Here is a 26,583-nt window from a genome sequence, read left to right as displayed (position 1 = left end):
GCCCCGACGGTTCCCAGGCCCGTCGGGGCTCCGTGGGCGCGCGGGCCGCGGCTCAGGCCGCGCCGGCGCCGGTGAGGGAGCGGACCTCCAGCTCGGCGTAGCGGTCCGGGTCGGCCGGCTCGGGCGAGACCAGGGTGCCGATCCAGCCGGCCAGGAAGCCCAACGGGATGGAGATGATGCCCGGGTTCTCCAGCGGGAACCAGTGGAAGTCCACCCCCGGGAAGAGCGCCACCTTGCTGCCGGAGACCACCGGCGAGAAGGTCACCAGCACGATCGCCGGAACCAGCCCGCCGTACACCGACCAGACCGCGCCGCGCGGGGTGAACCGGCGCCAGAACAGCGTGTACAGCAGCACCGGCAGGTTGGCCGAGGCGGCCACGGCGAAGGCCAGGCCGACCAGGAAGGCGACGTTCAGCTGCTGGGCGAAGAGGCTGAGCGCGATCGCGACCGCGCCGATCCCCACCGCCGCGATCCGGGCGACGCCGACCTCCTCGCGCTCGGAGGCCTCCCTGCGGGCCCGCCGGGAGGCCGGGACACCGCCCCGCCGACGGCGCGGGCGGCCCCGCCAGGCACCTGCCCAGATGTCGTGGGCGAAGGCCGCCGAGGAGGCGAGCGTCAGCCCGGCGACCACGGCGAGGATGGTGGCGAAGGCGATCGCCGAGATCAGTGCGAACAGCACCACCCCGCCGGTACTGCCGTTGCCGCCGCCGAGGACGAGGGCGAGCAGCGGGACGGCCGTGTTGCCTGCCGCGTTGGCGTGCCGGACCTCGGCCGAGCCGACCAGCGCGGTGGCGCCCAGGCCGAGCGCGATGGCCATCAGGTAGAAGCTGCCGACCAGCCCGATCGCCCACATCGTGGAGCGCCGGGCGGCCCGCGCGGTGGGCACGGTGTAGAAGCGGGAGAGGATGTGCGGCAGGCCCGCCGTCCCCAGCACCAGCGCGAGGCCGAGGCTGAAGAAGTCCAGCCGGCTGGTGAAGCTCGCCCCGTACTTGAGCCCCGGCTCCAGGTACCGCTGCCCGGCGCCGCTGTGCTGGGCGGCCTGCCGCATCAGCTCGGCGGCGTCCCCGTGGAAGCGGACCATCAGCAGCACGGTGAGCAGCACCGAGCCCGCGATCAGCAGGAAGGCCTTGACGATCTGGATCCAGGTGGTGGCCCGCATCCCGCCGACCGTGACGTAGACGATCATCAGACCGCCCACCGCCACGATGGTCCAGGTGCGGGCCTCGCTGCTGCTGGTGCCGAGCAGCAGGGCGACCAGGCTGCCCGCGCCGACCATCTGGGCGACCAGGTAGAGCAGGGTGACGACGACGCTGGCGCCGCCGGCCGCCGCCCGGACCTTGCGCCGCCGCAGCCGCAGCGCCAACACGTCGGCGAGGGTGTACCGGCCGGCGTTGCGGACCAGTTCGGCGACGAGCATCAGCACCACCAGCCAGGCGACCAGGAAGCCGATGCTGTAGAGCACGCCGTCGTAGCCGTACAGCGCGATCAGCCCGGCGACGCCGAGGAAGGAGGCGGCGGAGAGGTAGTCGCCGGAGAGCGCGAAGCCGTTCTGCAGCGGGGTGAAGTCACGGCCGCCGGCGTAGAAGTCCTCGGCGGCGCTGCCCCGGCGGCCCACCCAGAGGGTGATGCCCAGGGTGACCAGGACGATGACGGCGAAGAGCACGATGGCCAGGTCGTGGTGGTCTCCGGCCGGGGCGACGGGGGGCGGGGTGGCGGTCCTCATCGCAGCTGGTCCTGGGTGTCCCAGCGGAGCTCCAGCGCGGCCCGGTCCCGCTTGGTGCGGGCGTTGCGGGCGTAGAGCCAGGTGAGCACGAAGGTCGAGGCGAACTGCAGCAGGCCCAGCAGCCAGGCCACGTTGACCGGGCCGGCGACCTGGCTGCGCATCACCCCGGGCGCGGCGGCCTGGGCCGCGACGTACAGCAGGTACCAGCCGAGGAACGCCCCGCTGACGGGGAGGACGAAGGACCGGTAGCCGCGCTTGATCTCCTGGAACGCCTCGCTGGCCTGAACGGCGCGGTACACCTCGCTGCTGGTGTCGACGGCCGGCGGGGCCTCGGCCGGCGGCGCGGGTACCGGCGGGAGCGGCCGGGCGGGTGCCGCGGTCTCCGTCCGGGCGGGCGGCGGGCTCGGCGGCCCCTGGGGCGCGGGCGGCGCGGGCCGGCCGGGTTGGGGGGCCGCGGCGGGAGCGGCCCACCAGTCGAATCGCTGCCCCTGCCCGGGACTGCTCGTCTGCTGTTGTGGCACTGCTGCTCCTGGACCGGCGAGGCTCTGACGGGGCTCTGACCGAACCCATGATGGGGGCCCGCGGAGCCCGCAAACTCCCATTGCAGATACGTTCACTCGATGAGGTGATCGATGATCCGACAGACGCTCATCCGACTACTGCTGCGTACCGGTGATCCCGTGGCGGAAGGCGTAGGCGACCGCCTGGGCCCGGTCACGCACCGCGGTTTTGGCGAACAGATTGTTGATGTGCGTCTTCACGGTGGCCGGGCTGACGAACAGCCGCCGGGCGATCTCGGTGTTGGAGAGACCCTCCGCGATCAGGGCCAGCACCTCGGCCTCGCGGGCGGTCAGCCCGTCCGGCAGCTCCCCCGGCCGGCCCGTCCCACCCTGCGCCGCACTCGGCGCGGCGGCCCGGGCCGCACTGTCCGCCAGCCGCTCCAGCAGGCGCAGTTGCACCTGCGGGGAGAGCCCGGCCGCGCCCGAGCGGACGTCCGCGATGGCCCGGGCGATCTCCTCACCGCCCGCGTCCTTGGTGAGGTAGCCGCGCGCCCCGGCCTGCAGCGCGGGGAAGAGCGAGTCGTCGTCGGCGTAGGTGGTGAGCACCACCACCTCCGTCTCCGGGTGCGCGGCCCGGATCCGGCGGGTGGCCTCGACACCGTCGCAGCGCGGCATCCGCAGGTCCATCAGGACGACGTCCGGGCGGTGCCGCTCGACCAGCGCGACGGCCTCCTCGCCGTCGGCGGCGGCGCCGACCACCTCGATGCCCGGCAGCAGGCCGAGCAGCATCACGATGCCCTCGCGCACCACGGTCTGGTCGTCCGCCACCAGCACCCTGGTCGGGCCCACCCCGTTCACGCCGGTACCCGCAGCAGCACGCGCCACCCTCCCTCGTCCGGGCCCGCCAGCAGGGTGCCGCCGAGCAGCTCCGCGCGTTCGCGCATCCCCAGCAGACCGTACCCGCTGCCGCTGTCCGTCAGCCCGCCCGTCGGCTCGCCGCGCCCCGGCCGGCTGTTGCGCACCTCCAGCTCCACCGCGTCGGGCAGGTAGCGCAGTTCGAGTGCGCAGCGTGCGCCGGGGGCGTGTTTGCGCACGTTGGTCAGGGCTTCCTGCGCTGTGCGCCGTACCGCGAGCCCCGCCTCGGCGGGGAGCGGGCGCGGCGTCCCGGTGACGGAGAGCACCGCCCGCTCACGCCCGGTCAACTCCACCAGGAACTCGCCGACCGGGGTGAACTCGCCGCGCAGCGCGGAGAGCGCCTGCCGGGTCTCGGCCAGGCCGTCCTGCGCCATCCGCCGGGCGGCCACCACGCGTTCGCGGACCTGCTCCCGGTCGGTGCCCGCGTCCAGCATCAGCCGGGCCGCCTCCAGGTGGACGAGTTGCGCGGAGAGGCTGTGGGCCAGGACGTCGTGGATCTCCCGGGCGATCCTGGCCCGCTCGGCGAGCGCGGCGCTCTCCGCCTCGGCGGCCCGCGCGGCCCGCTCCTGGGCCAGCAGGCGCCGGGCGGTGCCGCGCGCCTCGGTGTCCAGCCGCAGCAGGTAGCCGAGCAGCGCGAGGCCGCCGACGGTGGCGACGACGCTCAGCCAGCTCGCCCAACTGGCCGCGGTGTACGAGCCGAGGGCGGCCGCCGCGGTGAGCAGCGCGGGCGCGGGCGGCAGCCGGATCAGGGCGGTCACGGCCAGGCCGTACCAGAGGACGTCGGCGAGCAGGAAGGCCTGCCCCCAGTTGGCCAGCCAGGCCACCCCGAGCAGGCCGGCGGCCAGGCCGAACGACAGCGCTGGCCGCTGCTCCCGGGCGGCGCGCAGGTACCCGGCGGACAGGCCGACGGCTGCGGCCAGCCCGGCCACCGCCACCACCACCGCCCAGCCGGTGTGGGCGCCGGCGGAGAACGTCCCCCAGCAGACGGTGACCAGCAGGACGGCCCGGCCGAGCGCGGTGAGGACCCGTCGCGGCCGGCTGTCGGCGTCGCGCTCCAGCCCCTCGCGGGACGGCCAGCGGGTCCAGTACCACCCGGCCACGGGTGCCTCCTCAAAGCTCGCGGTGGTGGGTCAGCGCAGCCCTGCGACCTGCTCCGGGGCCTCCAGCATCCGCGCCCTCCAGTTCACCACGAGCGAGCGGACCAGCAGCAGCACCGCCAGGCCGAGCAGCAGCGCGCTGCCCGCCTGGTGGACGTGCAGGGCCGCGCCGACCCCGTAGAGGCCGAGCCGGATGACGATCATCCCGGCCCAGGCGGCCACCGTGGCCCTGGTGCCCTTGGCCCACAGCCCGCCGTCCCCGGCCCGCCAGAGCCGGACGGTCCAGCCCCAGACGGAGCCCATCGCGAGCACCGCGACCAGTCCGCAGCCGAGCAGGGCGGCCGACTGGGCGGTGTGCTCGTGGTCGATCAGCCGCGGGTCGCGCAGCGCGAGCGCGCCGAGGACCAGCGGCAGCACCCAGAAGCGGCGATCGGTGTCCAGTCGCCGGGCGCGCATCTGGCGCCGGACGACCAGGGCCATCACCGCGATGACCGCGACGACGTTGACAAGGGTGCTCATCGGACTCTCCGTCCCGCCGGGAGGTGGCTGCTGACCTCCCCGACGCTACGGATCCGGCGCTCCCGGCTGATCGGAGCCGGGGTGGACGAACGGATGGAGCCGAACGCCCGAGGGCCCTCCACCCGTGGGTGGAGGGCCCTCGTCGCGCGGGTGTGCCCGGGGGCTGTGCTCAGGCGTCGATGCGGGAGCGGTCCAGGGTGGCCGCCGAGTCGACGATGAACTCCTTGCGGGGGGCGACGTCGTTGCCCATCAGCAGGTCGAAGATCTTCTCGGCCTGCTCCAGGTCGCCCAGGTTGATCCGGCGCAGCGTGCGGTGGCGCGGGTCCATGGTGGTCTCGGCCAGCTGGTCGGCGTCCATCTCGCCGAGACCCTTGTAGCGCTGCACCGGCTCCTTCCAGCGCATGCCCTTGCGCTGGAACTCCAGCAGGGTGGAGCGCAGCTCGGCGTCGGAGTAGGTGTAGTGGTACTTGTCCTGGCCGCGCTTGGGGCTGGTGAGCTCGATCCGGTGCAGCGGCGGGACGGCGGCGAAGACCCGGCCCTGCTCGACCATGGGCCGCATGTACCGCTGAAAGAGCGTCAGCAGCAGGCAGCGGATGTGCGAGCCGTCGACGTCGGCGTCGGCCATGAAGATGACCCGGCCGTAACGGGCCTGGTCGATGTCGAAGGTGCGGCCCGAACCGGCCCCTATCACCTGGATGATCGCGGCGCACTCGGTGTTCTTGAGCATGTCGCTCACGGACGCCTTCTGCACGTTGAGGATCTTGCCGCGGATCGGCAGCAGCGCCTGGAACTCCGAGTTGCGGGCCAGCTTGGCGGTACCGAGGGCGGAGTCCCCCTCGACGATGAAGAGTTCGCTGCGCTCGACGTCGTCGCTGCGGCAGTCGGCGAGCTTGGCCGGCAGCGAGCTGGTCTCCAGCGCGGTCTTCCGGCGCTGGGCCTCCTTGTGCTGACGGGCGGCGACCCTGGTCCGGGCGGCGGCGGCGACCTTCTCCAGCACCGCCCTGGCCTGCAGCTTCTCGTCCTTCTTGGCGGAGGTCAGGAAGGCCTTGAGCTCCTTGGCGACCACTGCGGCGACGATCCGGTTGGCCGCCGAGGTGCCCAGCACCTCCTTCGTCTGGCCCTCGAACTGCGGCTCCGCGAGCCGGACGGTGACCACGGCGGTGAGACCCTCGGTGGCGTCGTCCTTGGTGATGTCGTCCTCGGCGACGCGCAGCAGCTTGGCGGTGCGCAGTGCCTCGTTGACGGTCTTGGCGAGCGAGCGCTCGAAACCGGTGATGTGGGTGCCGCCCTTGGGGGTGGCGATGATGTTGACGAAGGAGCGCACCGTGGTGTCGTAGCCGGCGCCCCAGCGCAGCGCGATGTCCACCCCGAGGTGGCGGGTGACCTCGGTGGGCGTCATGTGGCCGACCTCGTCCAGGACGGGGACGGTCTCCTTGAAGGCCCCCTCGCCGTGCAGGCGCAGCACGTCGCAGACCGGCTTGTCCGGCGCGAGGAACTCGCAGAACTCGGCGATGCCGCCGTCGAAGCGGAAGGTCGACTCCTCGACCTGGTCACTCTCGGTCAGCCGCTCGTCACGGACGACGATGGTCAGGCCGGGGACGAGGAACGCGGTCTGCCGGGCCCGGTTGTGCAGGTGCTCCAGCGAGAGCCGGGCGTCCTTGAGGAAGATCTGCCGGTCGGCCCAGTAGCGGATCCGGGTGCCGGTGCGGGTCTTCGGCACCTTGCGGGCCTTGCTGAGGCCGTTGGCGGGCTCGAACGGGGCGTCCGGGCCGCCCTCGGTGAAGATACCGGGGGTGCCCCGGCGGAAGCTGATCGCGTGGGTGTGGCCGCTGCGGTCGACCTCCACGTCCAGCCGGGCCGAGAGGGCGTTGACGACGGACGCGCCGACGCCGTGCAGACCGCCGGAGGCCGCGTACGAGCCGCCGCCGAACTTGCCGCCGGCGTGCAGCTTGGTCATCACGACCTCGACACCGGAGAGCCCGGTCTTGGGCTCGACGTCCACCGGGATGCCGCGGCCGTTGTCCCGCACCTCGACCGAGGAGTCCTCGTGCAGGACGACGTCGATGTGGTCGCAGTGGCCGCCGAGGGCCTCGTCGACCGAGTTGTCGATGATCTCCCAGAGGCAGTGCATCAGGCCGCGGCTGTCGGTGGAGCCGATGTACATGCCGGGGCGCTTGCGGACCGCCTCCAGGCCCTCCAGGACAAGCAGGTGCCGAGCGGTGTAGTTGGAGCCGTCGTCGCCCGCCAGCAGTGCGGACGGCACGGTCGTTTCGGCACTCACGCGGCACTCTCCTCGGTGAAGTTCTGTCTCATCGGTCACATCCGGGCACAGCCGGAACGTCCGCCAGTGCAGCACACCGCACCGACAGCAGTTCCTCCGCGTGTGCACGCCCCTGCGGTGGGTGCACAGCACGACGGGAGGGTCCCGCGCAGCTTGTACGCGCTGCGCGAACAAGCACCGCTCCGGATTCCGCGCACCGGAGCGCCATCTCCTCCCGGTACCAGCGGTCCTGGCGGATCGTGGGGCCGGGCGCAGGCTCCGGAACTGCCGTTATGCAGGCTACCGGGGCCCAGGACGGGGCTTATGCTCCAACCCAGCAGAGGATTATGCTACGCGGACCTCGCACCCCGTCCCGATCGGGCGTTCGAGCGACAGGCGGATCCTGGGATTCGGTACGCATGAACCACCGGCCCCCGGGGCACGTCCTCATCAACACAGCAGAATCCTCAAAGAAGAAAAGCCACGAGCGGGAACGTTTTCGGCCTGGTTGGATGTTGACCCTGGTACGACAGCTCGTCGAGCTAGAGAAGAGGCGACGTGACTACTGTTCTGACCCCTGCGAGCCCGCTCACCGCGGCTGACCGCTGCGACCGCTGCGGCGCCCAGGCCTACCTGCGCGTCGTACTCGCCAGCGGCGGAGAGCTGCTCTTCTGCGCCCACCACGGCCGGAAGTTCGAGCCCGAGCTCAAGAAGATCGCCGTGGAGATACAGGACGAGAGCGGCCGGCTCAGCAGCACCACCAACGCCGCGGCCGCCGACGAAGAGCGCTGATACCGGGCGCCACAGCAGCAGCAGGCCACGAGCTGTGTCCGGCCGCGCACCACGCGCGACCGGTGAGCCGGGTGGCCGGTCCCCCTCGGGGGGCCGGCCACCCGGCTCTGCTGTTTCCGGCCGACGGCAGGGCGCCGGGCGCCGGATCGGGCGACGCCGCGTCAGAACGTGACCGCGCGACTACAGGACGGCACGTACCGCGTCGGAGACCGTACCGATCCGGGTGTAGACACCCGGGTGGGCCGCCTCCGCGCAGCCCGTCCCCCAGGAGACCAGCCCGGCCAGGCGGCCGGCGACGACCAGCGGGCCGCCGCTGTCCCCCTGGCAGGCGTCCTTCCCGCCCTTCTCCTCGCCGGCGCAGACCATGCCGCGGGCGTCGAAGTGCCCGTCCGACCCCCCGGGGTAGGCCTGCGCACAGGTCTGGTCCGGCACGATCGAGACGTCGACGCCACGGAGCGTGGGCGAGTAGTCACCACGACCGGTGCTGTCCCCCCAGCCGTAGACCTGCGCCCGGTTGCCCGCCCGGTACGACTCGACCTCCCCCTGGCCGACCAGGTCGATCACGGGCCGGGCGCCCTGCGACTCGCTGAGTGTGAGCACCGCCACGTCGTTCATATTGGCGGTGAAGGCGTAGTCCGGGTGGATCCAGACCTCCTGGACGGGCACCTCACGGCCGGCCGAGCCGCGCAGATCGTCCCGGCCGACCACGACCTTCAGACCGGGCCGGTCCACCCGCCGGCCCTTGGACTCGTCGTAGAAGCAGTGCGCGGCCGTCACCACCTTGGTCGCGGTGACCAGCGCGCCACCGCAGAACTGCCCCGAGCGGCCGTTGCCGAACTGCTGGCGACTGGCGACCGCCACCATCCACGGGTGTTCCGCGGTGGTCGCCGCGGCCCCGCCGACGATCCGGCGCTGGGCCTGGGCCGGCGCGGCCGGGCCGAACGCGACCAGGGTCGCGGGCAGCGCCGCGAGCAGACCGAGGACGGCGGCCCGGTGGCGGCGGCGCACCGGCCGGGTGGCCGGGTGTACCGATGGCGGGGCGCCGGTCAGCAGGTCCGCGCGATCCGGGTTGGGCAGCACCGTGTCTCCAGTTGGCTCGGCAGCAGGCAACCGGCACAGCGTAGGTGATCGACTACGATCCGCGACCGGTTCCCGCCGCACCGCCACCCGGACGAGCGACAACGGCCACCCGGACGCTGACGCGCCCGGGCTCCGAGCGGCCCACCGGACAACGCGAGAGGGCCCGGAGCGCAATGCTCCGGGCCCTCTCGGAAGGCGGACCGCCGGACCTCACCGGACCGGGTGGTCCGGCGGCGGTCCCGCCGGTGGCGGATCAGTCCAGGTAGTCGCGCAGCACCTGGGAGCGCGACGGGTGGCGCAGCTTCGACATGGTCTTGGACTCGATCTGGCGGATGCGCTCACGGGTGACCCCGTACACCTTGCCGATCTCGTCCAGCGTCTTCGGCTGGCCGTCCGTCAGGCCGAAGCGCATCGAGACCACGCCCGCCTCACGCTCGGACAGGGTGTCGAGCACCGAGTGCAGCTGCTCCTGGAGCAGGGTGAAGGAGACCGCGTCGGCCGGCACGACCGCCTCGGAGTCCTCGATCAGGTCACCGAACTCGCTGTCGCCGTCCTCACCCAGCGGGGTGTGCAGCGAGATGGGCTCGCGGCCGTACTTCTGGACCTCGATGACCTTCTCCGGGGTCATGTCGAGTTCCTTGGCCAGCTCCTCCGGGGTGGGCTCGCGGCCCAGGTCCTGGAGCATCTGGCGCTGGACGCGGGCCAGCTTGTTGATGACCTCGACCATGTGCACCGGGATACGGATGGTGCGGGCCTGGTCGGCCATCGCGCGGGTGATCGCCTGGCGGATCCACCACGTGGCGTAGGTGGAGAACTTGTAGCCCTTGGTGTAGTCGAACTTCTCGACCGCACGGATCAGACCGAGGTTGCCCTCCTGGATCAGGTCCAGGAAGAGCATGCCGCGGCCGGTGTAACGCTTGGCCAGCGAGACGACCAGACGGAGGTTGGCCTCCAGCAGGTGGTTCTTGGCGCGGCGGCCGTCCTCGGCGATGATCTCCAGCTCGCGCTTGAGCTTCGGAGCCAGCTTGTCGGCGGCCGAGAGCTTGTCCTCGGCGAACAGGCCGGCCTCGATGCGCTTGGCGAGCTCGACCTCCTGCTCGGCGTTGAGCAGCGGGACCTTGCCGATCTGCTTCAGGTAGTCCTTGACCGGGTCGGCGGTGGCACCGGCGACGGCGACCTGCTGGGCCGGAGCGTCGTCCTCGTCGTCGTCGGAGAGGACGAACCCCTGCGACTCCTCCTCGGGCTCCGCCTCCTCGGCCGCCTTGTCGCCGGGCAGCGCGACGTCCTCGAGCAGCTCCTCCTCGCCGGAGAGCTCCTCGTCGCCCTTGCCCGTCTTGGTGGCGGCGGTCTTCTTGGCGGCGGTCTTCTTGGCCGGCGCGGCGGTCTTCTTGGCGGCCGCCTTCTTGGCCGGGGCCGCCTTCTTCGCCGCCGACGCCTTCGCCTCGGCGGAGAGCCCGGTCGCGTCAACGGTGATCTCGGCGGACACCGTGCCGACCGGGGCCGCGGCGGCCGCGACCGACGGGGTCGAGATGGTGGCACCGGGCGCGATGCGCACGGGGGGCTTGGTCGGGGCCGCCGGAGCGGCCGGGTTCCGGGTGGTGACCGCCTTGGTGGCAGTGCGCTTGGTGGGGCTCTTGGCAGCGACGCTCTTGCGCTTGGCACCGGCCGGCTCGGCCGCGCTGACCATAAGGTCCACCCCCTCCTCAATCAGAACCTGGTTGAGGCTGCGCATGACGTTCTTCCACTTGGTGACCGGGATCTGGTCCGCCTCGAACGCCTGGCGCACGTCGTCACCGGCGATCTGCCCCTGGGCCTTGCCCCGCTCGATGAGCGCCAGCAGAGCCGCGGACTCGGCGATCTCGGGGGGAAGCGAACGGGATGTGCTGGCCGACACGAACAACCTCTCGGACGATGAGTGGACTCGAACCCGTACCGGCCGCCCGAGCGGGCGGGGAAGGAAATCGCGCGTCGGACGCGCGGTGTCGATTCCGACCGACTCGGGCTTGAGGACTGGGTTTGCAGGACGGCAGCAGCGCCGCAGACCAACACAGCATTCTGACATGTTGGGGTATTCCGGAGCTGCTTCCGCTCAGGACACATCGCTGCTACTCGTCAAGTGTTACGCATGGCCTTCGTGTCGCGGGTCACACCACTCGGCGTGCGCGGCTCGGGGCCCGCATCCATCATCCCTCACGCGCGGCCAAGCTCTTGGCATGGGCAGGCCATTGTCGCGCACGGCTGCCGCGCGGATGCGGCGGTATCGGAAGATCGGGGCGGTTCACCGTCGGGTCCACCGGCGCGGCCTCGGCGGCGGGGGCGGGGCGGGGCGGGCGAGGTCGCGCGGTGGCCACCGAGGGGGCGCGGGCGCGACGAAGCCCTCCGACCGCGCCGTGCGGTGCGGCCGGAGGGCCAGGGGTCGCGGGGCCGCTCGGTCGCCGGGTGGGCGACTCAGTGCTCCCGGGGGGCGGGGACGGACGGCTCGATCTCCGGGTGCACGGTGAGCAGCGCCCGCACCGCGGCCTCGCCGGCCGTGCCGTCGCCGGTGCCCAGGGCGTCCACCAGCCGGGCGTGCAGGCTGACCGAGGCCTCCGAGGGCCGCTCGCAGGCGATGGCCGGGCCGCCGGACACCTGCAGCGCGCAGGAGACGATCCCGGAGAGGTGCTCCAGCATCCGGTTCCCCGCCACCTGCAGGACCAGGGCGTGCAGCTCGGCATCGGCCCGCGAGAACGTGGAGAGGTCGGCCTGGGCCGAGGCGTGGCCCATGATCTCGGTCAGTTCGACCAGCCGCTGCTGGACGTCCTCCCGGCCGTGGCCGGCGGCGAGCCGGGCGGCCAGCGGCTCGATGGCCCAGCGGAGCTCGAACAGCTCCCGGCGCTGCTCGTCGCGCTGCGGGCCGAAGGCGCGCCACTCGATGATGTCCGGGTCGAGCAGGTTCCAGTCGCCGACCGGGCGGACCCGGGTGCCGACGTTCGGCCGGGCACTGACCAGGCCCTTGGCCTCCAGCACGCGCAGCGACTCACGGACGACGGTGCGGGAGACCTCGAAACGCTGGCCGATCTCCTCGGGGACGAGCGGGCGGTCGGCACCGAGGTCGCCCGAGACGATCATCTGGCCGAGCTGCTGCACGAGCTGGCCGTGCAGGCCTCGACCGCGGCTGCTGGTGGTCTTGCGGCCGACCCGGGCCAGATCCGACTCGGCGCCCTCCCAGCGGGGCGCCGGCGGGGTCGGCCGGTCGGCGTACGAGAAGCGGTCCAGCTCGCCGGCGCCGGGGATGGCACCTTCGGCGGAACGGGTGGGGGTCATGGTGGGGTGCGCAAGGGTACTCACAGGTCCTTTGTCGGCGATCGGCGGGCGCAGCTTGAGAATTCTCGTGAAAAGCACACGAAAGGGTGATCGACCGTGACTGGATAATTGACTTCTTATCAGGAAGAACCGCACATTGCGGCCACTGCTGGTCGATCTTGTCGAACCGTCAGCGGGACTCCCGGCCGGGCCGGGGCCCTCCCGACGGCCTCCAGGCCTTCGGCGAGTCTTTCGACCGGCCCCCGGCGGTGCCCCGGGAGGGGCGCCCGGACGGGGGCCGGAGGCCGGTCCGCCGCCTCAGAGGGCCCGGCGCCGGGCCTGGACCAGGAGGGAGACCAACAGCAGCACGAACGCCGGCGCCGTCACCGCCGCCAGGAGCGCCGGATCGGTCAGCACCGAACCGCTCTCCGCAACCCGGTGCTCCCCGCCGTACACCCATCCGTACGCCCACTCGACGCCGGACTGGAACGGCAGCAGCTCCGTCGCGCGGACCGGCCAGGCCGTACCCGTCCACCGGAGCAGCAGCGCCACTCCGGACTCCAGCAGCGGCGGCAGCGCGCAGAGCAACAGCACGCCGGCAGCGGCGCTGCGGGTCAGCGAGGCCGTCAGCACCCCGGTCCAACCGGCCACCACCACCAGCAGGACGAAGGCCAGCAGCGCGGCCGGCGCCCCGTGGCCGACCGCGAGCGCTGCCGGGGCGAACGCCCCGGGCAGGTCGGCGAGCCCGGTGAGGCCGGCCGAGGAGAGCGCCTCGGACACCCGCTCCGACAGGGCGGCCGGCTCCGACCAGGCGGCCACCGCGACCCCGGCCGGGAGCGCGACGTGCACGGCCACCGTGTCGACCAGCACGGTCGCGAGCGCCAGCAGCCCCGCCACCGGGCCGATCACCAGCAGCTTGGCCAGCAGCAGCCGTACCCGGCGCGGATACGACACCTGCGAGGCCGCCAGCCCGGGGTGTCGCACCTCGTGGCCGTAGGAGAGCGCGCCCAGCACCCCGGCGCCGAGCGCCGCGAACGGCAGCGGGATCAGCGGCACGGTCGCCGTCAGCAGCCGCACTCCCGCCGACCCGGTCAGCGGCCCGGCGGGAGTCTGGGCGGCCAGCACGGCGGCCACCACGGCGTCGCAGAGCAGCACGGCGGCGAGGAGCAGCCAGGTGGAGCGGAGGCCGCGCAGTCGGCGCAGCTCGTAGGCCAGTACACGCACGGTTCACTCGCTCCGGTGGTCGGGGGCGGCAGGGGCGGCGGGGGCGACCGCCGGGGCCTGGTGGGTGGGTGGCGCGCCGACGGCCGTCACCGGGTCCAGCCGTCCGAGCCGGACGGTGTCGGCGGTCATCAGGTCGCCGGTAGCCGTGTCCTCGTGCCGGATTCGCGGCTCGGGAGCCGGATCGCCGTCGGCGCGGGCCAGGCCGCGGAGACCGTCACGGAACAGGCGGTCCACGGCGACGGTCGGAGAGGTGTCGGCGCTCTCGATGCTGTCGGTGGTGCCGATGGTGCCGGCGGTCCCGGCGCTCTCCGGCTCGGGCCGGTGCGACGGGTCCGGCTGCCGGCCCGGCCGAGGCTGCTGGTGCTGCCGGCGCGAGGGCCGGGCGGCGCGGGCCGTGACCGCCGACAGTGCCGTGGCGGCCGCGACGGCGACACTGCCGGCGGCCGCGGCCACGGCGGACGACGAGGGCAGCGCGAGGACCGGCAGAGCGCCGGCGCTCGGTGTGCCGGCGCTCGGCTGGGGCACCAGGGCCGACGTGTTCGGGGACCCCTGGGGCTCCGGCGGCACCTCGTCCTCCGGCGCGGCGGTCGCCACGCCGGCAGCCCTCCCCGACCGGCGGGTCCCCGAACGGGGCTCGGCCGGGCGGGGCTCGGCCGGACGAGCGGAGCTGGGCTCGGCCGGGCGGGGCTCGGCCGGCGCCGACGCGACCTGGAGCCGACCCGAACGCCCCGAAGCCGTGGGCAGGGTGACGCGGGGAGCGGGCTGCTCGACCACCCGGTCGGCCAGCTCGTGCAACAGGATGCCGTGCCGGTAGGCGAGTTCACCGATCTCGGTGCGGCCGATCCCCGCCACCGCGAGGCCTGCCCCGCCGTCCCGGCGCACCGCGGCGCCCTGACCCGCCAGCAGATCGGCCAACCGGGCCATCTGCGGCCCGCGCACGGCGACCTCGGGGCTGAGCCGGGTGCGGCAGAACTCCGCCACCGGCTGATCGGCCACCAGGCGGCCCTGGTCGAGCGTGATCACACGGTCCGCGAGCCGGGCGGCCTCCTGCGGCGTGCGGGTGGTCACCAGAACCGTGCCGCCCGCGACGCCGAACGACCGCAGGAAGGAGTGGAACCACTCCACATTGCGCGGCGACAGCCCCTCGGTGGGCGCGTCGAGGACCAAGGTGCCGGGATCCGCGAGCAGCGCCGTGGCCAGGGCCAGCCGCCGGTGCATGCCGGGCGAGAAGGTGCGCAGCCGCTGCCCGGCCACGGCCGCCAGCCGGGTCTGCTCCAGGAGTTCGTCGGCCCGCCGGGCGGGTACTCCGACGGCTGCCGCCAGCATCCGGAGATGGCTGACGGCCTTGCGGCCCGGGTGTCCGGCCATCGTCCCCTCGGCTCCGCCGGGGCCGGGCAGCAGCACGCCGACCTCACGCTCCGGATGCCGGAGCCGCCGGTAGGTGCGGCCGCCGAAGAGCGTGACGCCCTGGCCGCGTTCGAGTTCGAGCATCAGCCGCAGCGCGGTGGACTTGCCCGCGTCCTCGGGACCCAGCAGGGCCGTCACCGCGCCCGGGCGGGCGTCGAAGGTCAGATCGAGCACCGCCGGCGGTCCACTCCTGCGGTAGACCTTGGTCAGTCCGGTGATCTGGATCATCGCTGGCTGCTCCCGTGCCCTCGGCCGACCTGGTCTGCGCGACGCGGGACCGTGCCCGCACGGCCCCGCGCCAGCACATTAGGGGTCCGGAGCGGCGATTCCGGGCAGGACGGGACCGGCACGGGCCCGCAGCCCGCGCACCTCACCCGATCAGGGGACAATCCGATCCTGCGACGGAGCCACGAGGTGCTGATCGGGCCCGGGACCGCGGACGCTCGGGGGTCGCGGTGCGAGCGGTGGCCGGGCGGGTGGCCGGAGCGAGCGGCGCGGCCTCAGGACTCCGGGCGCAGCATGGGCGGGTTGAGCACGGTGGCCCCGCCGGCCGTGAACAGCTGGGCCGGGCGACCGCCCTGACGCGTGGTCGTGCCGCCGGAGGGCAGCAGGAAGCCGGGGGTGCCGGTGACCTTGCGGTGGAAGTTCCTCGGGTCGAGCACCACACCCCATACCGCCTCGTAGACCCGGCGCAGCTCGCCGACGGTGAACTCGGTGGGGCAGAAGGCCGTTGCCAGTGAGGAGTACTCGATCTTGGAACGGGCGCGCTCGACCCCGTCGGCCAGGATCAGCCCGTGGTCGAAGGCGAGCGGGACGCCGTCGGCCGGGCTCTGCCCGAGCAGTTCGGCGACCGGGGCCCAGCGGGCGCCGCTGGCGTCGCCACCGGCCCGCGGGGTCGGCAGGTCCGGTGCCAGGACGAGGTAGGCGACGCTGACCACTCGCATCCGGGGGTCGCGCTGCGGGTGACCGTAGGTCGCGAGCTGCTCCAGGTGCGCGCCGGCCGTGCCGGGGCCCGCCGCGTCGTGACCGGGAGCCGAGTAGGCGCGCAGGCCGGTCTCCTCGGCCAGCTCCCGGGACGCCGCCTCGGCCAGGCCCTCGTCCGGGCGGACGAAACCGCCGGGCAGGGCCCAGTAGCCCTGGAAGGGGGGCTCACCCCGCCGGACCAGCAGGGCGCACAGCGCGTGGTCCCGCACCGTCAGCACCACCAGGTCAACCGTGACAGCGAACGGGGGGAAGGCCGACGGGTCATAACGCGACATGGCGACGATCATAGTCGTCTCTCTGACGATAAGCACAGGCCCGCGCACGAGCCGTGCCCCTGCCGCGCCCGGCCCCGACCACCGGTCGGGCGGGCGGCGGCGGCGCCCGCTCGCGGCACGGGTCGGGAAGGTCAGCGGGCGACCAGTTGGAGCTCCGCAGAGGCCTCCTCCACCATCGCGACGCCGATCCGGCTCACCCGTACCGAGAACGGTTCGCCCGCGACCCGCAGCCCGGTCAGCTGCAGCTCGCCGAGCGGGGCCGTACTGGCCGGCCGGACCATCACCCGCCCGCCCGGCACATCGGGGCGGACCCCGGCGAGGGCGAACACCGCGTGGACGGCTCCGGCCGCCGAGACCGCCGCCGGGTGGCAGGCGGCCGGGTGCGGCACCGGCGGGCAGCCGGGGACGCGCTGCTCTCCCGCGTACATCTCGGGCAGTCGTCCCTCGAAGTGGGCGGCCGCGCCGAGCAGCCCCTCCAGCAGCGCGCCGGCCTCGTTCTCGTGGCCGGCCTCGGCCAGCCCGGCGATCGCGAGGGCGGTCTCGTGGACGCGCACCGCCCCACTGCGGTGGCCGAGCGGATTGAACCGGGGCGACTTGGCGCTGAGCGTGCGCAGACCCCAGCCGCTGTCCAGCTCGGGTGCGGCCAGTCGCTGGGCGAGCAGTCTGGTCTGTTCCCGGTCGAGCAGGCTCTCGTGCCGGCCGCCGTCGGAGCAGAGCCCCGGGTCGAGGAGGTGGACGAAGGAGGAGGTGACGGCGGGTAGCGGCTGGCCGCCCGGGGCGAGGCCCGCCGCCGGGCGGCCACCGGAGAGGTCGTCGATCCAGAACCGCTCGCGGAAGCGCCCCCGCAGCGCGGCCGCCCAGGCGCGCCACTCCTCGGCGCCGGGGCGACCGAAGGCCTCCAACAGCTCGGCACCGTGCAGCGCGGCCCGGTGTGCCTGGGCCTGGACCTCGGCCCGGGCCGCCACCGGATGGGCGGCGCGCTCCTCCACCGGGCGGCTGAGGTCGGTGACGAAGCCGTCGACCAGGCCCTCGCGGAGCGCCCCGAGCGCCCGTTCGGCGGCCGGCAGCAGCTCGGCGACCTCGTGCCGGGGCAGGCCCCAGCGCCAGGCCTCGGCCAGCACCGTGACGAACAGCAACGTCGCCTCGGTGGCCGTGCAGGTGGGCGGCAGCTCCGGGCCGCCGTGCCGCAGCGCCCCGGGCAGCAGCCCCTCGGAGCGGTGACCGGGCTGCCCGGGACCGCCCTGGCCGGCCGCGGACGCGAGCTGCTGACGGCGGGCCAGCGCTCGCAGGGTGCCGGCCGCCAGCCGGGTGCCCAGCGGAAGGGTCAGGCGGGCCGCCCAGAGCGCGTCGGCCGGGGCGAGGCCGAAGCGCCAGGGCGCGCCGGAGGCCGGGTAGAGATCGGTCGGGCGGTCCGGGTCGGCGAACAGCAGGCCTCCGAGGGCGTCCAGCGCGCGCGGTACCAGCAGCCCGACCCGGGGGTCGTCGCTGCGGATCTCCGGCTCCGCCCATGGCAGCGGGACTCCGGTGCCCCGGCCACCCGGCGGCCGGGGGCCGGGGGTGGTGCTCTCCAGCTCGGTGCGCAGCTCGACCGACCACCGGGCGCCGGGCTGCACCTCCAAGTCCCAGCGCAGCACTCCGGCGCCGGCCAGGACGGCGTGCGGCGACGGCTTGGCGCTGACGACGGCGCTGTGGGTGGGACCGGCCCAGCGCAGCCCGGCGGACTGCACCTGTCCCGGCAGGTCCGGCGGCCGGTGACCGGCGGCGATCTCGCCGACGGCGCCGAGGTCCGTGCCGAGGGCGATCTCCAGCGGCAGCCGGGCGGGCCGGCTGCCGGTGTTCCGGACGGTGACGGTCTCGACCCCGTCGGCGTGGCGCAGCCGCTCGACGGTGAGCGCCGGATCGGGGTCGAGGTCGCCGGGGATCCGGACGGCGCCGAGGAAGCGGGCCTGGGCCGCCGTGGTCAGGGTGCCCTGGAGCGGCAGGGGCTCCATGCCACCGATCCGCAACTCCATCCGGGCCAGTACCCGGACGCCGGAACGGTAGAAGCCGTGGAGGCCGTGGCCGCGCAGTTGCCCGTCCGGACCGGAGGCGGCCATGGCGGGGGCGTTGACGCAGAGCACCGCGTGGTGGACGGCGGCGGGCTGCGGACGCGGCGGCGACGCCGGCCGGGCCGGGCCGACGGGTACGCCGGCGGGCATGCCCGGCGGTACCTGGTCGGGGCGGCCGACCGGTCTCGGCGCACCGACCACACTCTCGGCCGGCATGGCCTGTGGTGGCCTCATGGCGGTCACCGGACTCTCCTCCCCTCGGCGGTCCGGTGGCCGGTGGGGCCGGTGGGCCGCGAGCACACTCGATCGCGTGCTGATGGTGCCTGGCCGGTGGGGGTTCCCGCCGGCGTGTCTGCCGTGTCTGGCCGTACCCGTCGCCGGGCCGTGCCATGCGGCGCCCGGTACCGCCGAGGTGCCGGGTGCGTTCTCCCGGGCACGCCCTGGTGCCCGGCACTTCGTCATGGCCCTCGGTCGGTCGCGCCGGTGACACCGTGCACGACCGAGGCCCGAACCCGCCGTCGACGGGCCCGGGGCGGCCACCGCCTGTCGGCCGGGCGGGTGGTGCCCCGGTCGTTTCGCCGTCCGGCGTCCCGTCCGCCGCTGCTGCGCGGCGGCTCGGTACCCGGGCGCGCCACGGCGCCGTCCGTCTCGGGGAGCCCGGTGTCCGCCGGGCACAGTGCCCCCGGGGTGAACGCCGCCGACCGGTCGCAGGTAACGCTCGATCTGTCACTTCGGCCCGCCGCGCCGGGGTACCGGGCAGTCGTACCGCCGTCACCGGCCGGCCGCCGCTGCTGCTCCGGGCCGGTGCCGCTCCGGGCCGAAGCGCGGGAACCGCGGCTGTCGTACAGCCTCGCGCGCCTCCTCGGACGGACGGTCATGAACGGCGACCGTCGAACCCGTGTCCGGCCGCCGTCAGGATACGGTGCGGGGGTCGCGGAGCCCGCACCGGCAACCCCGTGAACGGCGCCGTGACCGCTGTGAACCAGACACATACCGAGGAGTTGTATGTCCACCGCCAGCCGGCTGCCCGGGATTGTCACGACCGACCACGTCTTCCGCCTGCCGCTCGACCACACCGCCCCGCAGGGCGAGCAGATCGAGGTGTACGCCCGCGAGGTGGTGGCCGCGCGCCGGGAGAAGGACGACCTGCCCTGGCTGCTCTTCCTCCAGGGCGGACCGGGCGGCAAGGCGGGGCGCCCGCTCGGCCGGGACGGCTGGCTGGAGCGCGCCCTCGACGACTACCGGGTGCTCCTGCTCGACCAGCGCGGCACCGGGCGGTCCACGCCCGCGACCCGGCAGACCCTCGCCCGTCGCGGCGGTGCCCAGGAGCAGGCCGACTACCTGGCGCACTTCCGCGCGGACTCGATCGTGCGGGACGCCGAGTCGATCCGCCGCCGGCTGCTCGGCGACGACCGGCGCTGGAGCGTGCTCGGCCAGAGCTTCGGCGGTTTCTGCCTCCTCAGCTACCTCTCGATCGCACCCGAGGGGCTGCACGAGGCCTTCGTCACCGGTGGCCTCGCGGGCCTGCGCAGCTCGGCCGACGACGTCTACCGGGCGGCCTACCCCCGGGTCGTCCGCAAGAACGAGGAGCACTACGCCCGCTTCCCGCAGGACGTCGAGGCCGTCCGGCGGATCGCCGCCCGTCTGACGGCCTCCCCCGCGACCCTGCCCGACGGCGGGCTGCTCACCGTCCAGGCGTTCCAGGCCCTCGGCATGATGCTCGGCGCCGGCAGCGGCTCCGGGAGCCTGCACTACCTCCTGGAGGAGGCCTGGGTGGAGGGCCCCGACGGGCCCGAGCTGTCCGACACCTTCCTGGCCGGCGTCCAGGCCAAGGTCTCCTTCGCCGAGGGGCCGCTGTACGCCGTGCTGCACGAGTCGATCTACGGCCAGCGGTCGGTGGACCGGGCGGGCACCGGCTGGTCGGCCGAGCGTGTCCGCAAGGAGTTCCCCGAGTTCGACGCCGCGGCCGCGCTGGAGTCCGGGGCGCCGGTGCTGTTCACCGGGGAGATGATCTACCCCTGGATGTTCGACACCGACCCGGCGCTCCGCCCGCTGAAGGAGACCGCGGAACTGCTCGCCGCCCGCACCGACTGGGCCGACCTGTACGACCCGGCCCGGCTGGCCGCCAACGAGGTGCCGGTGGTGGCGGCGGTCTACCACGACGACATGTACGTCGACACCGCGGACTCCCTGGAGACCGCCCGGTCGGTACGCGGCCTGCGGGCGTGGGTGACCAATGAGTGGGAGCACGACGGCCTTCGGGTGAGCGGTGGCAAGGTGCTCGACCGCCTGATCGCGATGGCGCACGGCGAGGCCTAGCAGGCGTCGGCCGCCGGCCCGGGACGGCGGCGCGACCGGTACCGGCGCCGGTCGGCCCGGGCGGCTGCCCGGGCCGACCGGACGGACGGGCCGGGGTGCCGGGCCGCCGGGGCGGTCACCGCGCATGCCGGGCCCTTCCCGCCGAGCCGCGGGCAGCACGGCACCGGCCGCGCCCGCCCGCCATGGCCTCCGCCGCCCAGGGCGAGGCGCGGCCCAGCCGCAGCCTCCGCACGGAGCGCGCCCTGACGGACGGACGGCCCGCCTCTCGGTCGGACGCCCGCACCGGCGGCCCACCGCCCGGGCCCTCGTCGGGCCGACCGGCCTCGCCGTCCTTCGGCGTGCCCCCGGTCGGGTGATCGGGGAGCCGCCCCGTAGTGGCGGCCACGTCCCCGAGGGCCCTCCGACTGGGGACCTCGGCCGGCCCCTTCCGGGCACGTCGGCGACGGGGCTTGGCCGGAGCCGGGCCCGGCGGCGCCTCCGGCACGGGCTCCGGACCACCCTCCGGGCCCTTCTCCGGGTCCTTCTCCGGGGTCGCGCCGGGACCGTTCGCCGGGTCAGGCCCGGTCAGGCCCTCCACCGGCTCCCGCCGCGCCCCGCCGGAGCGGCGGCTGCGCTCGGCCGCCACGCTCGCCAGCAACTCCTCGGGAGCGAGCCCACCGTTCAGGGACTCGTAGAGCAGCTGGGCCAACAGGTAGGAGGGGGCGAGCCGGAGCGTGTGGGCGAGCACGACACGGGCCGTCGCGGTGTCCCCCGCGACCCAGGACGCCCAGGCCAGCAGGGTGAGCGGGGGCGGGGCGTAACCGGCGTAGGGCGGCACGCAGCGCCTGGCGAGGAAGCGCCAGAGGCGCTGGGTGGGCGCGAGCTCCTCCGGCCGGATGTATTCGGCGGCCCGGTCCCGGGTGCGCCGGTCCTGGAGGGCGACGAGCAGCCGCGCCGTCCGGTGCTCGTCGAGGACGCGCGCGCCGGCCATGAACTCGGCCACGGCCTGGTCGAGCAGCGCACCGCCCCGCTCCCGGGAGAGCGCCGACGCCTGACCGGCTCGCCCACCGGCCGCGGCCCGGGCCAGCGCCAGGCGCTGGACCTCCGCACCGGGCGGACCGATCGGGGCCAGCCCCGCCACGATCGCCTTGCGGCTGCCCCGCGGCGCGAGGCCGGCGAACGTCGCCGCCGCGGCCACCGGGCCGGGGCCGGGCCGGATCGGCTGACCCGCCGGGTCGCAACACCCCTCCCCGCGGCAGAGGAAGGACCACCAGCGGCCGGAGGAGACGCAGAGCGACTCCTTCACCGCCACTCCCCTGGTCTCGAAGGCCGCCCTCAGCTCCGCCGCGAGCGGTTCGAGCCGGTCGAGCACCGGCGGACCGTGCTCCCGGTCCGGATCCTGACAGAGGTACAGCAGGACCTGGGCCGGTCGGCGGTCCCGCCGCTCGGAGAGGCCGACGAGCAGCGAGGCCGTCTCGCCGGCGGCCGCCGGCCACTGCCGCGGCGACTCGGGGATGTCCAGCCGGATCACCCCGCCCTGGTGGAGGTCCGGGCCCTGGAGCCCGACGGCCACGATGCTGTCGTCGGGGAAGAAGCCCAACAGGTAGGGCAACAGCTCGGCCATGTCGGCCGGGCCGCGCATGCTGACCGGCCGCCCGCCGGAGGCCGGGCCGAAGGGGAGTGCGATGTGTTCGTTGTTCATGGCCGGAAGACTGCCGCAATCCGCGAGCCGCCCCGGAGATTTCCTTTTCTCCTGTGGATAAAGCCCGCCTGTGGATAAAACCTCCCTCGTTCGGGGCATTCCGACCCACTCTCCCGGGTGACATTCGGCGGCCGTTCAGCGGAAGAGCCGATGAAATGCACCCGCGGGTCACCCCCGCATGAGCAGCACCGTTCGCCCATTGTCGGCCGCACGGGGTTACATGGAGGCCATGCAGCAGCCGCAGAACCACACCACCGCCACCGACGCCACCACCACGGCCGGCACCGGCAGCGCGACAGCCGCCGACCGCGCCGAGGTCCGGGCGCGGGCCGAGGCCGTCCTGCGCGAGCTCGCCGGGCCCGCCGCCACGCTCCGCGAGGACCAGTGGACGGCCATCGAGGCCCTGGTCGTCGACCACCGCCGGGCCCTGGTGGTGCAGCGCACCGGCTGGGGCAAGTCCGCCGTCTACTTCATCGCCACCGCCCTGCTGCGGGCCCGCGGCGCCGGTCCGACGGTGATCGTGTCCCCGCTGCTCGCCCTGATGCGCAACCAGGTCGAGTCGGCGGCCCGGGCCGGCATCAACGCCCGCACCATCAACTCGGCCAACACCGACGAGTGGGACGCGATCCAGGCCGAGGTCGCGGCGGGCGCGGTGGACATCCTGCTGGTCAGCCCCGAGCGGCTGAACAACCCCGACTTCCGCGACCAGGTGCTCCCCAAGCTCGCCGCCTCCACCGGCCTGCTGGTGGTGGACGAGGCCCACTGCATCTCCGACTGGGGCCACGACTTCCGCCCCGACTACCGCCGGCTGCGCACCATGCTCGCCGACCTCTCGCCGGGCGTCCCGGTGCTGGCCACCACCGCCACGGCCAACGCCCGGGTCACCGCCGACGTCGCCGAGCAGCTCGGCACCGGCTCCACGGACGCCCACGCCCTCGTGCTGCGCGGGCCGCTCGACCGCGAGAGCCTCACCCTCGGGGTCCTCGCGCTGCCCGACCCGGCACACCGGCTGGCGTGGCTGGCCGACCACCTCGACCGGCTGCCCGGCTCCGGCATCGTCTACACCCTGACGGTCGCCGCCGCCGACGAGGTGACGGCCTTCCTGCGCGAGCGGGGCTTCCCGGTGGCCTCCTACTCCGGCCGCACCGAGGACGCCGAGCGCCGTACCGCCGAGGCGGACCTGCTCGCCAACCGGGTCAAGGCGCTGGTCGCCACCTCCGCGCTCGGCATGGGCTTCGACAAGCCCGACCTCGGCTTCGTGGTGCACCTGGGCTCGCCCAGTTCGCCGATCGCCTACTACCAGCAGGTCGGCCGGGCCGGCCGTGGCGTCGACCGGGCCGAGGTACTGCTGCTGCCCGGGCGCGAGGACGAGGCGATCTGGCGCTACTTCGCCTCGCTGGCCTTCCCGCCCGAGGAGCAGGTCCGCCGCACCATCGACGCCCTCGCCGAGGCCGGCCGGCCGCTCTCCACCGCCGCGCTGGAGCCCCGGGTGGACCTGCGCCGCGCCCGGCTGGAGACCATGCTCAAGGTCCTCGACGTGGACGGCGCGGTGCGCCGGGTCAAGGGCGGCTGGACGGCCACCGGGCAGAGCTGGGCGTACGACACCGCCCGCTACGCCAAGGTCGCCGCCTCGCGCGAGGCCGAACAGCGGGCGATGCGCGAGTACGCGGCGGGCACCGATTGCCGGATGGAGTTCCTGCGGCGCCAGCTGGACGACGAACAGGCCGAGCCGTGCGGCCGCTGCGACAACTGCGCCGGGCCGCTGCACACCCCGGAGGTCTCCACCGCGGCGCTGGACGCCGCGCGGGCCGCGCTCGGCCGGCCCGGCGTCAGCTTCGAGCCGCGCCGGCTCTGGCCGACCGGCATGGACGCGTTGGGGGTGCCGCTCAAGGGACGCATTCCGGCGGGCGAACAGGCCGAGACCGGGCGGGCCCTCGGCCGACTGTCCGACATCGGCTGGGGCAACCGGCTGCGGACCCTGCTGGCCGACCAGGCCCCCGACGTGCCCGTGCCCGGCGAGGCGGTGGACGCCCTGGTGGCGGTTCTGAGCGACTGGGCGCGCGGCCCCGGCGGCTGGGCCGGGCCCGCGACGACGGAGGGCGTCCGGCTCGACCGGCCGGTCGGCGTGGTGACCATGGCCTCGTCGGCCCGGCCGCAGCTGGTCGGCAGCCTCGGTGCCCGGATCGCCGAGATCGGCCGACTGCCCCTGCTCGGGCGGATCGAGTACGCGACCGGCCGGCCGCCGCACGGCGCGCGCAGCAACAGTGCCCAGCGGTTGCACGCGCTGGCGGGGGCGCTCGCCCTGCCGCCGGAGGTGGAGGCCGCGGTGGCGGCGGCCGGCGGACCGGTGCTGCTGGTGGACGACCTGGTCGACTCCGGGTGGACGGTCACGGTCGCCGCCCGGCTGCTGCGCAAGGCGGGCGCGAGCGCCGTCCTGCCACTGGTACTGGCCGTGCAGGGCTGAGAGGGGCAGCCGAGCCGGGACGACACGATCGGGGCGCGCCGTCGGACAGCCGGCCGCGGAGCGAGAGGTTCCATGGCCGACGTACACCCGAATGGAGTAATGCGGCCGCGAGCCGGAGGATCCGACGGCGCCGGGGGCGCCAGTCGGGCAAAGAGCGGGGTGACCATGCGGAAAGCCGTCCGCACAGGCCTTCGGGCGACCCGGATCACGGCCCCGCCGTCTCCGAGTAGCGTTCGCGCCGCCGTGGAATATATCCGGCAGAACGTTGGCTTTCGGGCGGCGTTCATCATTTCATCGTTGCCGCTCCACCCCATCTGCCCTGAGAATTGGACCGTACCCGGAACCCGGTCCGCTGGACCAGGCCTTCGGCGTACACACGTACCCGCGCGCCCGTGGGTCGGAAGGAGGATCGTGATCAACGGTATCGGCCGAGGTCAGTATCCCCTCGCCCGGAGTTCGGCGCCCAGACGGGTATGCGATCTGGAGACGTGGGCCGCCTCGGGGATCCCGTCGCTGCGCGACCCGCGCGAGTTCGTCCTGGAGTTGCACCAACGCCACCTGCCGCAGCCCGGCACGGTCGTGATCGCCGTGCTGGACGCATCACACCGGCTGAACGCCTCGGCCTCCTTCGCGCCCTGGCCGCGCCACACCGACGGCTGGCAGCACCGCAACGCGATCCTGGCGCACCTGCGGCAGGTCACCCCGCACGACCTGCGCCGGGCTGCCCCGGCCCGAACGGCCGTGCTGCTGCGCTGCCGGGAGGGCGCGGCGGGCTGGACGGCTCAGGACGGCGCCTGGATGTGGGCGTTGCAGGACGCGGCGGCCCTGCACGGGCTGCGCTGCGGTTCGTACATCACGCTGTCCCCGGCGGGCTGGCAGATCCTCGCCGACGGCCGCGGCGGACGCAATCCGCACGCGGGTTCCTGGGCGGACGGGCCGGTCCACACCGTGACCGAACTGCCGCCCCGCTCGGCGCTGGACAGCACGCGCGGACAGCGCCCGCTGCGCCAGGCCGAGCGCCCCTGGGCCCCCGCGCGGGTCGCGGCGATCGAACCGGGCCGGCGCACCGGCACCCGCTGAGGCGACTGCCCGGGGGCGCGGCCGACGTCACGCGGCGGCCCAGGAAGGCCGCTGTCACGAGGCCGCGACGGGCGCTGCCGGCGGCCCGGCGGGCAGGCGAGGACGCCGCCGGCCGACGAGCCGGGCGACGGCATGGGTCGGGCCCGGCACCAGGTGGCGCCGGGCCCGGGGGTCGACAGGGATCAGGCGGTCACGGGGCGACCGGTCGGTGCGGCGGACGCGGCGGCCGCGGGGCCGGCGTTTCCGCAGACCACCAGGAGCTCGGCCGCCCGGCCCCGGGCCTCGGTGAACGCCTTGGCGGCACGGTCGGCCGTGCCGCCGTTGACGACCAGCACGACCACCTCGCGGCGGGCCGGGCGGGTCAGCGCGGCGTCCGCGTAGAACACGTCATCGCCCTCGGCGAGTTGCGCCCAGTAGCGCTCCTCGCCGAAGGAGAGTTCGTGCCGCTGCCAGGGGTGCGGCTCGCCGACCGTCAGCACCAGGACGGTGCCCGGGTCACGGCCGGATTCCAGCAGCCGGTCGACCGCCTCGTCGGCGCGGTCCAGCGCCTGCGCGGCGGTGGCGGGGAGCTGTTGGACCGCGGCCTGCGGTGCGGCGGGCGCCGGGCGACGCGGGCCGGGCTTGGGGATCCCGGCCGGCCGGGGCTTCGGCCCCGGGCGCTCGGCACCCGGTGGCGCCGAGCGCGCGGGTGCGGGGCGCTGGCCCGGCACCGGGGCCGGGGCAGCGGTGACGGTCGACTGTGCGGCAGAGGTCGCGCTGCCGGAGGCAGGCGTACGGGGGGCTTGTGCGTCCGACTCGCGGGGGAAGGGAACGCCGGGGCCCGGGAGGCTCTCGTGAATCTCCGGCTCCTCGGGGAAGACAGGCATACCCGGATATCTATCAAATGCCGGTCGGGCGCGCACGGGCGCCCCACCCATTGGGCACCACGAGCCT

General features: G+C 74.6%; 19 protein-coding genes. 4 read left to right on the top strand and 15 right to left on the bottom strand.

Annotated elements, in window-relative coordinates:
- Nucleotides 1–52 precede the first annotated feature (52 nt).
- From ACIQTO_RS29460 to ACIQTO_RS29435, 6 genes are all read right to left on the bottom strand, one after another.
- Complete coding sequence (locus ACIQTO_RS29460) at nucleotides 53–1,723, bottom strand: cation acetate symporter (RefSeq protein ID WP_402394216.1); 1,671 nt, start codon at nucleotides 1,721–1,723, stop codon at nucleotides 53–55.
- Nucleotides 1,720–2,244, bottom strand: coding sequence for a DUF485 domain-containing protein (locus ACIQTO_RS29455; RefSeq protein WP_402394214.1), 525 nt, complete (start codon nucleotides 2,242–2,244; stop codon nucleotides 1,720–1,722). The genes ACIQTO_RS29460 and ACIQTO_RS29455 overlap by 4 nt, the downstream gene beginning before the upstream one ends.
- Nucleotides 2,245–2,379: 135 nt before the next feature.
- A complete protein-coding gene (locus ACIQTO_RS29450; protein ID WP_402394211.1) occupies nucleotides 2,380–3,081 on the bottom strand; it encodes a response regulator in 702 nt (233 codons plus the stop codon).
- Nucleotides 3,078–4,238: a sensor histidine kinase gene (locus tag ACIQTO_RS29445; protein ID WP_402394208.1), complete on the bottom strand. Its 1,161-nt coding sequence runs from the start codon at nucleotides 4,236–4,238 to the stop codon at nucleotides 3,078–3,080. Before ACIQTO_RS29445 ends, ACIQTO_RS29450 begins: the two co-directional genes overlap by 4 nt.
- 30 nt (nucleotides 4,239–4,268) lie before the next feature.
- Nucleotides 4,269–4,754 (bottom strand): DUF1453 domain-containing protein, encoded by a 486-nt coding sequence (locus ACIQTO_RS29440; RefSeq protein ID WP_402394205.1) that lies wholly within the window; start codon nucleotides 4,752–4,754, stop codon nucleotides 4,269–4,271.
- Between the two features lie 169 nt (nucleotides 4,755–4,923).
- Entirely contained in the window at nucleotides 4,924–7,035 is a 2,112-nt protein-coding gene (locus tag ACIQTO_RS29435) for a type IIA DNA topoisomerase subunit B (RefSeq protein ID WP_402394203.1), read from the bottom strand.
- 537 nt (nucleotides 7,036–7,572) lie between these two features.
- Here ACIQTO_RS29435 and ACIQTO_RS29430 point away from each other — a divergent pair.
- Nucleotides 7,573–7,806 (top strand): hypothetical protein, encoded by a 234-nt coding sequence (locus ACIQTO_RS29430; RefSeq protein WP_329489866.1) that lies wholly within the window; start codon nucleotides 7,573–7,575, stop codon nucleotides 7,804–7,806.
- 180 nt (nucleotides 7,807–7,986) lie between these two features.
- Here ACIQTO_RS29430 and ACIQTO_RS29425 read toward each other — a convergent pair whose 3' ends face one another.
- From ACIQTO_RS29425 to ACIQTO_RS29395, 7 genes are all read right to left on the bottom strand, one after another.
- The gene (locus tag ACIQTO_RS29425; protein ID WP_402394289.1) at nucleotides 7,987–8,769 is read right to left on the bottom strand and encodes a S1 family peptidase; all 783 of its coding nucleotides are present in this window, start codon (nucleotides 8,767–8,769) and stop codon (nucleotides 7,987–7,989) included.
- A gap of 370 nt (nucleotides 8,770–9,139) precedes the next feature.
- Complete coding sequence (locus ACIQTO_RS29420; protein ID WP_402394200.1) at nucleotides 9,140–10,780, bottom strand: RNA polymerase sigma factor; 1,641 nt, start codon at nucleotides 10,778–10,780, stop codon at nucleotides 9,140–9,142.
- A 554-nt stretch (nucleotides 10,781–11,334) separates the two neighbouring features.
- Nucleotides 11,335–12,267 (bottom strand): FadR/GntR family transcriptional regulator, encoded by a 933-nt coding sequence (locus ACIQTO_RS29415; protein WP_402394198.1) that lies wholly within the window; start codon nucleotides 12,265–12,267, stop codon nucleotides 11,335–11,337.
- 219 nt (nucleotides 12,268–12,486) lie between these two features.
- Complete coding sequence (locus tag ACIQTO_RS29410; RefSeq protein ID WP_402394195.1) at nucleotides 12,487–13,392, bottom strand: hypothetical protein; 906 nt, start codon at nucleotides 13,390–13,392, stop codon at nucleotides 12,487–12,489.
- Between the two features lie 3 nt (nucleotides 13,393–13,395).
- Nucleotides 13,396–15,027 (bottom strand): ATP-binding cassette domain-containing protein, encoded by a 1,632-nt coding sequence (locus tag ACIQTO_RS29405; protein ID WP_402394192.1) that lies wholly within the window; start codon nucleotides 15,025–15,027, stop codon nucleotides 13,396–13,398.
- Nucleotides 15,028–15,299: 272 nt separating this feature from the next.
- Nucleotides 15,300–16,058, bottom strand: a complete 759-nt coding sequence (locus tag ACIQTO_RS29400; protein ID WP_402394189.1) for an NUDIX domain-containing protein — start codon at nucleotides 16,056–16,058, stop codon at nucleotides 15,300–15,302.
- Nucleotides 16,059–16,189: 131 nt separating this feature from the next.
- A complete protein-coding gene (locus tag ACIQTO_RS29395) occupies nucleotides 16,190–18,340 on the bottom strand; it encodes a glycogen debranching N-terminal domain-containing protein (RefSeq protein WP_402394286.1) in 2,151 nt (716 codons plus the stop codon).
- Nucleotides 18,341–19,111: 771 nt separating this feature from the next.
- On the opposite strand from ACIQTO_RS29395, the gene ACIQTO_RS29390 reads away from it, so the two are divergent.
- Entirely contained in the window at nucleotides 19,112–20,425 is a 1,314-nt protein-coding gene (locus ACIQTO_RS29390; protein WP_402394186.1) for an alpha/beta fold hydrolase, read from the top strand.
- A gap of 115 nt (nucleotides 20,426–20,540) precedes the next feature.
- Here the strand turns inward: ACIQTO_RS29390 and ACIQTO_RS29385 are convergent, their stop codons facing one another.
- Nucleotides 20,541–22,106 carry a DUF4192 domain-containing protein gene (locus tag ACIQTO_RS29385; RefSeq protein WP_402394185.1) on the bottom strand — a complete coding sequence of 522 codons (1,566 nt, stop codon included), beginning with the start codon at nucleotides 22,104–22,106 and terminating at the stop codon, nucleotides 20,541–20,543.
- A 178-nt stretch (nucleotides 22,107–22,284) separates the two neighbouring features.
- Between ACIQTO_RS29385 and ACIQTO_RS29380 the strand changes: the two genes are divergently transcribed.
- Nucleotides 22,285–24,570 (top strand): RecQ family ATP-dependent DNA helicase, encoded by a 2,286-nt coding sequence (locus tag ACIQTO_RS29380; RefSeq protein WP_402394183.1) that lies wholly within the window; start codon nucleotides 22,285–22,287, stop codon nucleotides 24,568–24,570.
- A gap of 411 nt (nucleotides 24,571–24,981) precedes the next feature.
- A complete protein-coding gene (locus ACIQTO_RS29375; RefSeq protein ID WP_402394180.1) occupies nucleotides 24,982–25,650 on the top strand; it encodes a hypothetical protein in 669 nt (222 codons plus the stop codon).
- Nucleotides 25,651–25,832: 182 nt separating this feature from the next.
- On the opposite strand, the gene ACIQTO_RS29370 is transcribed toward ACIQTO_RS29375, so the two are convergent.
- A complete protein-coding gene (locus ACIQTO_RS29370; protein WP_402394177.1) occupies nucleotides 25,833–26,360 on the bottom strand; it encodes a hypothetical protein in 528 nt (175 codons plus the stop codon).
- Nucleotides 26,361–26,583 lie beyond the last annotated feature (223 nt).

This window comes from Kitasatospora sp. NPDC091207, from assembly GCF_044768625.1.
Lineage (GTDB): Bacteria > Actinomycetota > Actinomycetes > Streptomycetales > Streptomycetaceae > Kitasatospora.
This window is presented reverse-complemented; position numbering and strand designations above follow the sequence as displayed.